The organism is Janthinobacterium sp. C22 (assembly GCF_057919405.1).
In genome coordinates, this window is sequence record NZ_CP193659.1 from 2578677 (window position 1) to 2591973 (window position 13297).

The following is a 13297-nucleotide window of genomic DNA, read 5'->3' on the forward strand; positions in this document are numbered from 1 at the left end:
GGGCCAAGGCCCGGCCCGGGTCCGGCCAGCCGTTTATTTGCCCAGTATCGACGCCACATTGTCGGTGCCGGGCGCGCCGAACAGCTGCTGCTTGAGGATGTGCAGCTGGTCGCGCACCTGCGCCGCCTTTTCGAACTCCAGGTTCTTGGCGTGGTCGACCATCAGTTTTTCCAGGCGCTTGATTTCCTTGCTGACCTGCTTTTCGCTCATCGCTTCGAACTTCGCCGCTTCCTGCGCCACCTGCAGGGTCTCGCGCGCTTCCTGCGGGCTGTAGACGCCGTCGATCATTTCGCGGATCGATTTCTTTACGCCGATCGGGATGATGTTGTTGGCCGTATTGAAAGCGATCTGCTTGGCGCGGCGCCGTTCCGTCTCGTCGATGGCGCGGCGCATGGAGTCCGTGATGCGGTCGCCGTACAGGATCGCCGTGCCGTTCAGGTTACGCGCGGCGCGGCCGATGGTCTGGATCAGGCTGCGCTCGGAACGCAAGAAGCCTTCCTTGTCCGCGTCGAGGATGGCGACCAGCGACACTTCCGGCAAGTCCAGGCCCTCGCGCAGCAGGTTGATCCCCACCAGCACGTCGAAGGTGCCCAGGCGCAGGTCGCGCAGGATTTCCACGCGCTCCACCGTTTCGATATCGCTGTGCAGGTAGCGCACCTTGATGCCATGGTCGCCCAGGTATTCCGTCAATTGCTCGGACATGCGCTTGGTGAGCGTGGTCACCAGCACGCGCTCGTCCTTCTTGATGCGCTCGACGATTTCCGACATCAGGTCGTCCACCTGGCTGCTGGCGGGGCGCACGATGATCTGCGGGTCGACCAGGCCGGTCGGGCGCACGACCTGTTCGACCACCTGGTCCGAATGGGTCTTTTCGTATTCGGCCGGGGTGGCGGAGACGAACACGGTCTGGCGCATCTTCTGTTCGAATTCCTCGAATTTCAAGGGCCGGTTGTCGAGCGCCGACGGCAGGCGGAAGCCGTAGTCGACCAAATTCGTCTTGCGCGAGCGGTCGCCGTTGTACATGGCGCTCAGCTGGCCCGTCAGCACGTGCGACTCGTCGAGGAACATCAATGCGTCGGGCGGCAGATAATCGACCAGGGTCGGCGGCGGTTCGCCCGGCAGCGCGCCGCTCAGATGGCGCGAGTAGTTCTCGATGCCCTTGGTGAAACCGATCTCCGCCATCATTTCCAGGTCGAAGCGCGTGCGCTGTTCCAGCCGCTGCTCTTCGATCAGCTTATTCTCCTTGCGGAAGAACTCGAGGCGCTCGCGCAGCTCGTCCTTGATGGTCTCGACGGCGCGCAGCACGGTGGAGCGGGGCGTGACGTAGTGCGAGCCCGGGTACACGGTGAAGCGGGGGATCTTTTGCCGCACGCGGCCCGTCAGCGGGTCGAACAGCTGGATCGATTCGATCTCGTCGTCGAACATTTCCAGGCGCACGGCCAGCTCCGCATGCTCGGCGGGGAAGATGTCGATGGTGTCGCCGCGCACGCGGAAGGTGCCGCGGCCGAAATCGACCTCGTTGCGCGTGTACTGCATCTGGATCAGGCGCGCGATGACGTCGCGCTGGGCGACCCTGTCCTTGACGCGCAGGGTCAATATCATCTGGTGGTATTCGTTCGGGTTGCCGATACCGTAGATGGCCGAGACGGTGGCGACGATGATGACGTCGCGCCGCTCCATCAGCGACTTGGTGCACGACAGGCGCATCTGTTCGATATGCTCGTTGATCGACGAATCCTTTTCGATGAACAGGTCGCGCTGCGGCACGTAGGCTTCGGGCTGGTAGTAATCGTAGTAGCTGACGAAGTATTCGACGGCGTTCTGCGGGAAGAAGTCGCGGAACTCGCTGTACAGCTGCGCCGCCAGGGTCTTGTTGGGCGCGAAGACGATGGCGGGCCGGCCCATGCGCGCGATGACGTTGGCCATGGTGTAGGTCTTGCCCGAACCGGTCACGCCCAGCAGGGTCTGGAAGGCCAGGCCGTCGGCAATCCCCTCGGACAGCTGGGCGATTGCCGTGGGCTGATCGCCGGCCGGAGGGAAGGGCTGGTGCAGCTTGAAGGGGAGTCCGGGAAAGAGATAATTGCGCTTTCCGCCTCGCTGGCGGTAGATAATTCGGGCATGTGAATCAGACCTTTGTTAGAATAGTGCTCTGCTGGCGGCCCTGGCGTTGTATTTTGGGGCGCTGTCTACAACTCCGCTGTGAACCTGCTTCCAATCGAATCCAATCTTATCATGACGAACCCAACTGTTTCTGCCAGTCTGTTTAGCGCCATCGAGATGGCCCCACGCGACCCGATCCTGGGCATCACCGAAGCATTTAACGCGGACCAGAATCCCGCCAAAATCAATCTGGGCGTTGGCGTCTATTATGACGACAACGGCAAGGTGCCTCTGTTAGCTTGCGTACGCAAGGCGGAAGCCATCCTGATCGAACAGGCCGCCCCACGCACCTACCTGCCGATCGAAGGCCTGGCTGCCTACGACAAGGCGGTGCAAGAACTCGTATTTGGCGCCGACAGCGCCGTAATTCAAGAGCGCCGCGCCGTCACCGTGCAAGCCATCGGCGGCACGGGCGCACTGAAGATCGGTGCCGACTTCCTGCAGCGCTTCGCGCCGGGTGCCCAGGTCTACATCAGCGACCCAAGCTGGGAAAACCACCGCGCGCTGTTCGAGAACGCCGGTTTCGTCGTGAATAACTACACCTACTACGATGCCGCCACCCATGGCGTGAACTTCGACGGCATGCTGGCCAGCCTGAACGCCATGCCAGCCGGCTCCATCGTCGTGCTGCACGCCTGCTGCCATAACCCGACCGGCGCCGACCTGAGCGTGGCCCAGTGGGACCAGATCATTGCCGTCGTCACGTCGCGCGGCCTGGTGCCGTTCCTGGACATGGCCTATCAAGGTTTCGCCAACGGCATCGCCGAAGACGGCGCCGTGGTGCGCCGCTTTGCCGACGCGGGCGGCCCGCTGCTGGTGTCGAACTCGTTCTCGAAATCGTTCTCGCTGTACGGCGAGCGCGTGGGCGCCCTGAGCGTCGTCGCCTCGAGCGCCGATGAGGCGGCACGCCTGCTGTCGCAGCTGAAGCGCGTCGTGCGCACCAACTACTCGAACCCGCCTACGCATGGCGGCAAGGTGGTCGCCACCGTCCTGGCCACGCCGGAACTGCGCCAGCTGTGGGAAGAGGAACTGGCCGGCATGCGCGTGCGCATCCGCGAAATGCGCAATGCCTTCGTGGAAAAGCTGAAAGCCAAGGCGCCGGGCCACGACTTCGAATTCGTGCGCCAGCAAATCGGCATGTTCTCGTACTCCGGTCTCACCAAGGAGCAGGTGGCATCGCTGCGCGAGCAATCGATCTACGCCGTCGACACGGGCCGTATCTGCGTGGCAGCATTGAATTCGCGCAACATCGACATCGTTATTGACGCGATCGCCAAAGTGCTTTAAGATCTTGCTTCTTCGGCGCTGCATGCAAGTGCGGCGCTGATGGCAGTAGAAGGTCGGCGATGGCCGTGTTTGCCAGGATGCAGTATCAGTCTTGCAAATATGGAACAAGCGACATATAATATTGCCTCTTTTCCCTGATAGCTCAGTTGGTAGAGCGACGGACTGTTAATCCGCAGGTCCCTGGTTCGAGTCCAGGTCGGGGAGCCAGAATTCGGAAGGCCACGTTGAAAAACGTGGCCTTTTTTGTTTTTGCGCCGCTGGCGCAGGCGTCATGGCCGGCATAAGAATTTCCCATGGGAATCTGGACATGTGCTTGCTTGCCCTATATAATACGGCCTCTTTTCCCTGATAGCTCAGTTGGTAGAGCGACGGACTGTTAATCCGCAGGTCCCTGGTTCGAGTCCAGGTCGGGGAGCCAGAACATCAGCAGTATCGAAAAGCCCAGCCATTACGGTTGGGCTTTTTGCGTTTCAGGGCCTGCATGAGGCATCCGTGTCATCACTCTTGATCCAGCGCATAGGCCGCCAGGCGCCCGGCGCTATGCTGGAGGCGACAAGGCGCCGGCAGGCCTGTCATCGCCTTCAACTTCCTGGAGGGGCTGAAATGGATGAGGTCACAAGTGTTGGGTCGGCAACGATCGTGCTCGTGCATGGCGGTTTTGTCGATGGGTCGGGTTGGGAAGGCGTTTACCGGGCGCTGCGTGGCGAGGGTTGCTACGTTGCTATTGTGCAAAACCCAACGCTATCGCTGGCGGACGATGTGGCCGCGACCGTGCGGGTCATCGCCGCGTCGCCGGGGCCCGTGGTCCTTGTCGGTCATTCGTATGGCGGCGCCGTGGTCACGCAAGCGGGGAACGATCCCAAGGTCAAGGCATTGGTCTACATCGCGGCGTTTGTGCCGGATCAAGGCGAGTCTGTCGATTCCTTGCTGAAGAATGCCCCGCCTGGCACGCCGGTGCCGCCGATCTTGCCCTCGCACGATGGCTTCCTGTTGCTCGACCAGAAAAAGTTTGCGACCGCCTTCGCTGCCGATGTGCCCAGGGACAAGGCCCGCTTCATGGCGGCATCGCAAGTGCCCTGGGGAGTGGCCGCGCTGACCGGCGTGGTCAGCGCTCCAGCGTGGAGGAGCAAGCCCAGCTGGTACCTGGTCGCGACCGAGGACAAGATGATTGCGCCGGCGATGCAACGCGAGATGTCCGAACGCGCGGGCTCGAAGGCGGTCGAAGTCGCCGGCAGCCATGCCATTTACATTTCGCAAGCCCATGCGGTGGCGACGCTGATCCGCAAGGCCGCCGCCAGCATTGCCGGCGGTCAGGCCAGCCTGTCCGCTTCCGGGATTGGCGTCCCGTGACGGGGCGTCGTATCAGGACTTCGGCGCCGCATCCAATGTCTTGATGATGGCTTCCTGAAATTGCACCGGTTCATCCTGGTGAATTTGATGCCCGGAATGGTCAAAGAAAAACAGCCCCTTCTTTGGCGCCTTCAATGTCTCAAAATACGCTTGCGTGATCCTGGTCGAGGTCTGGATATCGTTTTTGCCGACGAAGAAATACACGGGGCAGTCAACGCTCTTCAAGGTCCTGGGCAGATCGATGTTCATGACCTCGTTCCAGACGGGCGACCAGGTTTTCGACCATTGAAGAAAACCCGTCTTGAAGCCTTCGCTCGTGGCAAATTCCTTGCCATCCTTGTAAAAAAGCCATTTCCTTAAATAAAACATGCTTTCGTCACTTGCAAACGGGAAACTGACGCTGTCCAGTTCCTGGCTGGCGACGGCATTGTCCTTGAAATGCACTTTCAAGGTTTTCAGTAATTCTTTCTCGCTTTCCAGTTGGCTCACGACAGGATTGGACGCGAAATAGGCATGCAGCAGTTCCGGATGATGCTTGACGATATAAAAGCCCAGGACGTTGCCCCAGGAACTGCCCAGCAAGTATATTTTTTCCTGCTTGAGCTCTTTTTGTAGAAACGTGATGACCTGGTACGTGTCCTGTTCCATCTGCGCGACGGAAGGCTGGCTTGGCGATGGATTCAGTTTCAGGGTTTTTCCCGCATCGCGCTGGTCCCATTGCACAATCGTAAATCTCTTTTTCAGGATGGCGGTAAACGCATCCGCATTCTTCATCATCGAACTTCCCGGCCCGCCCGATAAAAAGAGAAGAGCAGGCTTGTTGGAGTCATCTGTTTTGATTTCCACAAACTGCTTTATCCCGCCAATATCGGGAGTCAGCAGCGCGTCGATGGCAAGCGGAACGGGTTGTGCTTTACATGCATAAAATGGGATCAAGGCGATGAATAACACGGCCAGTATGCTGTTTTTTGTCATGGGCTGGTATGGATGGTTGCTTGCAGGTATGGGGTGTCCATGTAGGATATTATCCGAATAAAATGTTGCAAATGAAAAATATCTGCAGCGCGTCCGCAGTGGCGCCATGGCGGGCCGCGGCCTGTGTCTTTTCCCGTTTTGCGCTATCCTGAATGCAACCCCATAGGAGAGTTGCCACCATGACCTGTTCCATTCCCCTGCGCCATATCGTCCTGTGTGATTTTCTTGAGGACATCACACCGGCCAAGCATGCCGAGCTGGTCTATGAATTTTCCCAGCTTAAAAACCGCATTCCCGGCGTGCTGCAATTCGAATGGGGGCCGAACGTCAGCCCGGAAGGCCTCGATGACGGCTTTACCGATTGCTTCAGCTTGAGTTTTGCCGATACGGGCGCGCGCGATGCGTATCTGACCCATGCCGCGCACCAGGCTTTTGTCGAGCTGCTTAAGCCATGGCTGGGCCGCGTACTCGTGTTCGACTATCATCCGCAGGAAAATCCGGGCTGAGAGGCGCCGCGCATAAATTTTTTCGCGTAAATCTGGACAACTGAAAATTTGCGCTATAGAATGCGGCCTCTTTTCCCTGATAGCTCAGTTGGTAGAGCGACGGACTGTTAATCCGCAGGTCCCTGGTTCGAGTCCAGGTCGGGGAGCCAGAACATGTAGTAGCAAAAAGCCCAGCCTTCACCGGTTGGGCTTTTTGCGTTTCAGGGTCTGCTCGGTTGTGCATGGCACATCATTTTGTGGTCATCCCCATCAGTTTCAATTTCCTGCTCGCCAGATCCCCGATGAGAGGGCAGCCTGATCTTGGCTAATTATTTGTTATTAACTTAAGAATATTATTGATTTTTTAATTTTTAGGTCTTAAGCTGATGTCTTCGAGAAAAATAAATTTCTTGAATAAAATAAAAGGGATATTGGATTATGCGTAAGTTGACTGCATTGGCCGGTGTGGCTGCACTGATTCTGGTTGCGCCTATGGCGCACGCTAACTTGTTGAGCAATGGCGGCTTCGAATCGAGCACGTTTAGCGGCCCCTTCACTCAGATAAACAGCGGTGCGCGTCTGGGTGCCTGGAACGTGGACAGTGGCAGCGTCGATATCGTCAATCAATACTGGAAGCATGCGGAGGGAAACTACAGCCTGGATTTGAATGGCAGTTCTGGCGGACGTATTTCCCAGTCCTTCGGCACCGTGGTCGGGCAGCAGTACAACGTCAGTTTCAGCCTTGCCGGCAATGCCGAAGGTGGCGGCAGTCTCAAGCTGGTGGATGTGGGCGTCACCGGCGTGCACAGCTTCACGTTTGACAGTACGGGGCGGTCGCCTGCGAACATGGGATGGGTTACCGAAGGCTTCAGCTTTATTGCTACTGCTGCCAACAGCACCCTGTATTTCCAAGGCAATAACAAAAACAGTGTGTGGGGTGCGGCACTCGATAACGTATCGGTCACGGCCGTGCCGGAACCATCGACCTATGCCATGCTGGCTGCCGGCCTGGGGCTGATGGGTTTGATGGCACGCCGCCGGCGCACGCAACGCGGTTAAGGAGTTTTTCTAGGCTGAGCCACTGCCGCTCAGTGCTGCGCAACAGCCGCCACACAAAAAGCCCGGTCCTTCCGCCGGGCTTTTTGTTTTTCACGGCGCGCGCTGATGGCACGCTGGTATAGCTTCAATTTCCTGTGCGCAGCGCTTCCAGCGCCTGATAGCCGGTTTGTATCTGCTCCGCCATGCCAGACAGGCTGCTTGCCGCATGCGGCGGTGCGTCACCCTGGAATACCGTGCCATATTTCGCATGCACGCCGCCGCGTTCGCGCATCGCTTGCAGCTGTCCTGCGGTGGTGGCGATGCGGAAGCGGGGAGTAGCTCGTCCAATACGATGCCAGGCAATTGACTGTAGTTAATGAGCTGCAGTTGGCCCGCGGCGGCGTACGGCAGCGCGGCATCGAACAGGCTGGCCAGCACCAGGCCCGTATAGCCATCGAGATCGCCCGGCGCCAGCTGGTGCGCGGGCAGCGGCAGCTGGGCCGGGCGCAGCATGCCGGGCACCATTTGCGGGCCGCGCTGGCGCTGGTGCGAGGCCAGCACGGCCAGCGGTTCGCGGTAGACGAACAGGCAGGGCGTGCCGGGAAACGCCTGCCGCAGCAGGTCCAGGCTGTGGATGTGCCAGCAATCGAACTTGATGAAGAAATGCGTCTCGTCGCCGGAGCGGCGCTGGCCCAGGGCCAGGATGGCCTGGCGCAGCAGGGCAAGGCTGGCGGCCGGGTCCGCACCGTCGTGATACAGGCGCAGCAGCGAGTCGACGACGGGCGGCTCGGACATGACTATGCATTGCGGCAAGCACGCCAGCAGCTGGCTCAGCAAGGTTGAGCCGCAGCGCGAGACGTGGAAGATGAAGGCATCGGGCGCCAGGCCATCGCGAAGCGCCGCCAGCGCCGCCAGCGGCGTGCGGCAGACGCGGCGCTCCTCAGGCGGCTGGCGCGCCAGCGTATTGACAAAAAAAGCGTCGCTGAAGACCGTTTCCCCCAAGTCGCGCCAGCATATGGCGGCATCCGCCGGCGCATCGCCGCGTTCCACGTACAGCGGATACCAGCCGCGCAAGTCCATGCCCTCGTGCCATGCCACCGCCTCGCCCCTGGCCAGCAGGCGTTCCTGCTGGGCCAGGCCCGCCACAGCGTTCACGGTGCGCTCCCGTCGGCCAGCGCGGCCAATTCCCTGGCCAGCGCCAGGCTGGCAGGCGAGGGCGACAATCGCAGCTGGGCGATGATGGCCCGCACATTGCCGTCGTGGATGCCGGGGTCGCCATATTTATGGATCGCCTTCGGCACGAAGCCGGCGGCGGCAAACAGCGCTTCCAGCCAGGCATTGGTGACGCAGTCGAGCACGAGGTGGATGCGCGGCGCGCTTCCTGGTTGTGCACGGCGTGCAGGCAGCTGGCATCCATGTACCAGGCGTGTCCGGCAGTAAAATGCACGGTCTCGCCATCGATGGTGAACAGCACTTGCGGTGAGGTGTGGATGGGGATGTGGATGCGGATCAAGCCATCGGCCAGCGACGTGCCGGCGTCGCGGTGCGCGCGGATGAGGGCGCCCGGCGCCAGCGCCAGCAGGCGCGCGGAGTTGATCTCGCAGGCAAAGCTGGCGAGCACCTCGCGCAGGCCGGGGCAGCGCGCCAGTTGCGGCGTGCCGGCATAGGCGGCACCATCGACGGGCATGATGTGGTCCGTTGCCCCGCCGGGCGAGCGCAGCGGCACGCAGCTCCAGCCGGTGTCGTAGGCGCCCGTATTGAAATGGCTGATCCACTCGCCGGCGGCGAACTGGTCGCTGTCGCGCCGCAGGCGCGCCACGTCGAAGTGCAGCGGCAGTTGCAGCCAGGTGCTGGGCGGCGTCGGCGCCGGCACTATGGCGCGCTCCATTCCAGTTGTTCCTGGACGTCGTTTTCCCCCGCAGGAGAAAGCCCAGCCGCTGGTACAGCGCGCGCGCAGCGGTATTGCTCTTGTTGACGGCAAGGTGGATCCGGCAGTGCTCCGCGCCCGCTTGCGCCTGCAGGCCGCGCAGCACGGCGCTGCCGGCGCCCTGGCCTTGCGCGGCGGGCAGGATGGCGATGTCGACCAGGTGCAGCACGTCGCCCTGGCGGTCCAGGATCAGGCGGCCGATGGGGGTGTCGCCGTGCTGCAGCACCAGATACGCTGCGCGCGGATACGCCTGGCGATAGCCGTGGCTTTGCATGCGCTGCTGCATGGCGATCAGCTGTTCGATGACGGCGGGCTCGGCCGGCATACGGCGCAAGTCGTCGCGCGTGGAACTGTACAGGGCGGCGGCAAAGCCATCGTCGTCATCGCGCTGGACGCGCAACTGGTAGGGCGGGGAAAGCGGCAAGGCGTGCATCGGTGCTCCGGTAGATCGTTGCGGATGGCGGAAAATGCGCAGGCGTGTATTTGTTTGCTATGCTGCCAATTTTTCCCCGTACTTGCAATCATTTCAAGGAAGCCGCCATGCATTTTGTCCGTCTCCTGCCTTGCCCGTGGCGTCGCGCGTGAATCCCGCGCGCGCGGAACTGGCCGCCATCGCGGCCGCCCTGTGCGATCCGCGGCGCTCGCTGGCCAGCCTGGTCGGCGACACGGTGCGGCTGCGCCAGCTGGTGGAACGCCACTCGCGCCTGTCCATGGACGGGCCGGACGGCTTGCGCGATGGCGAAAGTTTCCTGCCCAGCGGCTGGGCCATCTCGCCCGTGCAGGCGGGGCTGTGCGCGCGCGAGCCGTACCGCAGCGCCGCCTTCATCCAGGGCCTGGCGCTGGCCGTGCGCGAGCGCCTGGACGCGAGCGGCGGACGGCCCGTGCGCGTGCTGTATGCGGGCTGCGGCCCGTTTGCCTTGCTGGCCCTGCCCGTGATGGCCGTGCTGGATGCGGACTTGGTGCGGTTTGCCATCCTCGACGTGCATGCCGAGACCCTGGCGTATGCGCGCGAGCTGATTGCGGCCCTGGGTCTGGACGGCCATGTGACGGACTACCTTTGCGCCGACGCGGCCGCCTGGCGCATTCCTGCCGGCGCAATGCCGGACGTGATCGTCAGCGAAACCATGAATACGGCGCTGGGCAAGGAGCCGCAGGTGGCCATTCTGCGCAATCTGCACGCGCAGGCGCCCGCGGCGGCGCTGCTGCCGGCAGCCGTCACCGTGCACCTGGGCCTGGACCGGTGCGCGCCGGATGCGCCGTGCACGGACTGGGGCCGCATATTTGCCCTCGATGGTGACGCCTTGCGCGCCTGGCAGGGGGAACTGGGCGACAGCTTGCCGGCCGCCAGCATCCGCCTGCCCGAGGTGCTGGAGCAGGCACCGCGCTTGCTGACGCGCATCCGCGTGCATGGCGACATCGTCCTGGGCGACCATGATTGCAGCCTGAACCTCCCGCTGCCTTTGCCGGGCAAGCCGGCCCTGGCCGGCGGCAGCGTGCTCGATTTCCATTACCGGCTGGGGAGCCAGCCGGGACTGACATTTTGCCTGCGCGAAACGCCAGCATTGCACAAGGAAAATCCTCAGTAGTAATACTACATTGGCAGACAATTTACTTCTGTAGGATAATATGGAACCGGTTCCATGTGCGCAAATGCAATGTAACGCAATCATCGAAGTCAACAAAACAACAAGTCTTGCGGGAGTCTCATGAACTATCCAGGCAGCGAACCATCTGCAACATCCGTTTCATCCCTTCCCCGCATCAGCCGCCGCCACGCCCTGATCGGCCTGGCCGCCTTGCTGGCGCAGGCCGGTTTCTGGAGCAATCCCCTGTCGGCCGCCATGCAGGCGCCGGCCAGCGCTCCGGCGACCGGGCTGGCGCCCGCCACCATGCTGTTCTACAGCTTGTCGCAAACCATCACGGGCCACCGCGACCTGTCCGCCGCGACGGCGGCGCGCATCGAGCAAGCCATGCGCACGAACGTGCCCGGTTTCGCCGAGCGCTTGCCGCAGCTGGGCGCGCTGCTCGTCACGGGCCAGGAAGCCAAGGCGCTGCTGGCGGCCGCCAGCGCCGCCGATGCGGCTTTGCGCGAGCTGGCGCTGGCCATCGTCGCCGCCTGGTACACGGGCACCGTCGCCGGCCATGCTGAGCAGGGCACGAAGTCCATCGTCGTCGCGTATGCGGAAGCCTTGATGTACCGCACGGTGGCCGATGGCCAGGTCGTGCCGACCTATTGCAATTACGGCCCTCTCTGGTGGCTGAAGGCGCCGCCGGCCGTGCGCGTCTCCGCGCCCGTGGCGCCCAAACCCGTACCGGCCCCGGCCACCACCGGCACTCCCGAACCGAAAGGCAAGCAAGCAAAATGAAATCCCCCAATTCAAGAGTAATGGCGACGTCGTCGCCGATGTCGTCATCGTCGGCACGGGTGTCGTCGGTGCCATGATGGCCGACCAGCTGGCCGCGCAAGGCCATTCCGTGATCATGCTGGAAGCGGGCCTGCGCATCGAGCGGGGGCAAGCCGTGGAAAACTGGCGCAACATGCCGTTCGAGAACCGCGTCGGCTCCGACTTCCAGGGCCTGTATCCGCAGGCGGACAATGCGCCCGCGCCCCTGTATTTCCCGAAGAATAACTATGTGGAATTGTCCGGCCCCAGCGGCAGCAGTTTCCAGCAAGGCTATCTGCGCACGGTGGGCGGCACGACCTGGCACTGGGCTGCGTCGTGCTGGCGCCATTTGCCGTCCGACATGCGCATGAAAAGCGATTACGGCGTCGGGCGCGACTGGGCTATTTCCTACGAGGAACTGGAACCCTACTATTGCCGCGCCGAGCAGGAAATGGGCGTGGCCGGCCCCAACGATCCCGCCTTGCAGTCGCCCAGCGAGCGCAGCGCGCCGTACCCGATGGACATGGTGCCCTGGGGCTATGGCGACAAGCGCTTCGCCGAAGTGGTCAACCCGCACGGCTACCGCTCCGTGCCGATCCCGCAAGGGCGCTCGACGCGCCCGTGGCAGGGCCGTCCCACCTGCTGCGGCAACAATAATTGCCAGCCGATCTGCCCCATCGGCGCCATGTACAACGGCATCCACCACGTGGAGCGGGCCGAGCTGAAAGGCGCGGGCGTACTGGCCGAGGCCGTCGTCTACCGCATCGACACGGACCAGAACAACCGCGTGACGGCCGTGCACTGGTATGACGCCAAGAAACAGTCGCACATGGCGACGGGCAAGGCCTTCGTCATCGCCTGCAACGGCATCGAAACGCCCCGCTTGCTGCTCCTGGCGGCCAACCGGAACAACCCGAACGGCATCGCCAACAGTTCGGATCAAGTCGGCCGCAACATGATGGACCACTCCGGCTTCCACTGTACCTTCCTGGCCAATGAGCCGATCTGGACGGGCCGTGGCCCCGCGCAAAGCAGCTGCCTGGTGGGCCCGCGCGACGGCGCCTTCCGCGCGCAGTATTCGGCCAATAAGATGATCTTGAACAATATCACCCGGGTCGGACCTGCTACGCAGCAATCGCTGAAGCTGGGCCTGGTGGGCAAGGACCTCGACGACGAGATCCGCCGCCGCGCCGCGTTCGGCGTGGACCTGTCGATCAGCCTGGAACCCTTGCCCGAAGCGCACAACCGCTTGACCTTGAGCAAGACGCGCAAGGACCCGCTGGGCCTGGCCTGTCCCGACATCTACTATGACGTGGGCGATTACGTGCGCGATGGCGCGAAGGCCGCGCATGCGCAGCTCGAACACATCGGCAAGCTGTTCGGCGCCGTGGAATTCCATATCACCGAGAGCCTGAACGCGAACAACCACATCATGGGCGGCGTCATCATGGGCAGTAACCGTCTTGACTCCGTGGTCGACGGCAATTGCCGCGCGCACGACCACGCCAATTTGTGGCTGCCGGGCGGCGGCGCCATGCCGTCGGCCAGTGTCGTCAACACCACCCTCAGCATGGCAGCGCTCGGCTTGCGCGCGGCCGACGACATCGCCCGCACCCTGGCAAGGGAGGCGGCATGATGCGCCGTTTCTTGCTGGGTCTGACGTTGGCGGCCGGCTTGCCGCTGGCCGCACA

General features: G+C 62.4%; 10 protein-coding genes, 3 tRNA genes and 2 pseudogenes. 10 read left to right on the top strand and 5 right to left on the bottom strand.

What is annotated here, in order from left to right; all coding sequences use genetic code 11:
• Window positions 1-33: 33 nt before the first annotated feature.
• A complete protein-coding gene (gene uvrB / locus ACRHIG_RS11895; protein WP_489630797.1) occupies window positions 34-2112 on the bottom strand; it encodes an excinuclease ABC subunit UvrB in 2079 nt (692 codons plus the stop codon).
• Between the two features lie 120 nt (window positions 2113-2232).
• On the opposite strand from uvrB, the gene ACRHIG_RS11900 reads away from it, so the two are divergent.
• The 4 genes from ACRHIG_RS11900 to ACRHIG_RS11915 all read left to right on the top strand — a co-directional run bounded on the left by ACRHIG_RS11900 (window position 2233) and on the right by ACRHIG_RS11915 (window position 4797).
• Window positions 2233-3447, top strand: coding sequence for an amino acid aminotransferase (locus tag ACRHIG_RS11900; RefSeq protein WP_172404865.1), 1215 nt, complete (start codon window positions 2233-2235; stop codon window positions 3445-3447).
• Between the two features lie 131 nt (window positions 3448-3578).
• Window positions 3579-3654 (top strand) — tRNA-Asn (locus tag ACRHIG_RS11905).
• 135 nt (window positions 3655-3789) lie between these two features.
• A tRNA-Asn gene (locus tag ACRHIG_RS11910) sits at window positions 3790-3865 on the top strand.
• Window positions 3866-4050: 185 nt separating this feature from the next.
• On the top strand, window positions 4051-4797 hold the full coding sequence (locus ACRHIG_RS11915; RefSeq protein ID WP_489630271.1) for an alpha/beta hydrolase: 747 nt from the start codon (window positions 4051-4053) through the stop codon (window positions 4795-4797).
• A gap of 12 nt (window positions 4798-4809) precedes the next feature.
• Here the strand turns inward: ACRHIG_RS11915 and ACRHIG_RS11920 are convergent, their stop codons facing one another.
• Window positions 4810-5772, bottom strand: a complete 963-nt coding sequence (locus ACRHIG_RS11920) for an alpha/beta fold hydrolase (RefSeq protein ID WP_489630272.1) — start codon at window positions 5770-5772, stop codon at window positions 4810-4812.
• A 179-nt stretch (window positions 5773-5951) separates the two neighbouring features.
• Between ACRHIG_RS11920 and ACRHIG_RS11925 the strand changes: the two genes are divergently transcribed.
• From ACRHIG_RS11925 to ACRHIG_RS11935, 3 genes are all read left to right on the top strand, one after another.
• Window positions 5952-6278, top strand: coding sequence for a Dabb family protein (locus ACRHIG_RS11925; protein WP_475415444.1), 327 nt, complete (start codon window positions 5952-5954; stop codon window positions 6276-6278).
• A gap of 73 nt (window positions 6279-6351) precedes the next feature.
• Window positions 6352-6427, top strand: a tRNA-Asn gene (locus ACRHIG_RS11930).
• A 268-nt stretch (window positions 6428-6695) separates the two neighbouring features.
• Window positions 6696-7316 carry a choice-of-anchor C family protein gene (locus tag ACRHIG_RS11935; RefSeq protein ID WP_475415443.1) on the top strand — a complete coding sequence of 207 codons (621 nt, stop codon included), beginning with the start codon at window positions 6696-6698 and terminating at the stop codon, window positions 7314-7316.
• 90 nt (window positions 7317-7406) lie between these two features.
• Here ACRHIG_RS11935 and ACRHIG_RS11940 read toward each other — a convergent pair whose 3' ends face one another.
• From ACRHIG_RS11940 to ACRHIG_RS11950, 3 genes and pseudogenes are all read right to left on the bottom strand, one after another.
• On the bottom strand, window positions 7407-8450 hold the full coding sequence (locus ACRHIG_RS11940) for a sulfotransferase (RefSeq protein WP_489630273.1): 1044 nt from the start codon (window positions 8448-8450) through the stop codon (window positions 7407-7409).
• A 280-nt stretch (window positions 8451-8730) separates the two neighbouring features.
• Window positions 8731-9183: pseudogene (locus tag ACRHIG_RS11945) on the bottom strand (aspartyl/asparaginyl beta-hydroxylase domain-containing protein); the annotation flags it as partial.
• A gap of 19 nt (window positions 9184-9202) precedes the next feature.
• Window positions 9203-9655 (bottom strand): annotated as a pseudogene (locus ACRHIG_RS11950) (GNAT family N-acetyltransferase); the annotation flags it as partial.
• A gap of 148 nt (window positions 9656-9803) precedes the next feature.
• Between ACRHIG_RS11950 and ACRHIG_RS11955 the strand changes: the two are divergent.
• From ACRHIG_RS11955 to ACRHIG_RS11965, 3 genes are all read left to right on the top strand, one after another.
• On the top strand, window positions 9804-10808 hold the full coding sequence (locus ACRHIG_RS11955; RefSeq protein ID WP_489630274.1) for an SAM-dependent methyltransferase: 1005 nt from the start codon (window positions 9804-9806) through the stop codon (window positions 10806-10808).
• Window positions 10809-10928: 120 nt separating this feature from the next.
• Window positions 10929-11588 carry a sugar dehydrogenase complex small subunit gene (locus ACRHIG_RS11960; protein WP_489630275.1) on the top strand — a complete coding sequence of 220 codons (660 nt, stop codon included), beginning with the start codon at window positions 10929-10931 and terminating at the stop codon, window positions 11586-11588.
• Between the two features lie 73 nt (window positions 11589-11661).
• Complete coding sequence (locus ACRHIG_RS11965) at window positions 11662-13242, top strand: GMC family oxidoreductase (protein WP_489630276.1); 1581 nt, start codon at window positions 11662-11664, stop codon at window positions 13240-13242.
• Window positions 13243-13297 lie beyond the last annotated feature (55 nt).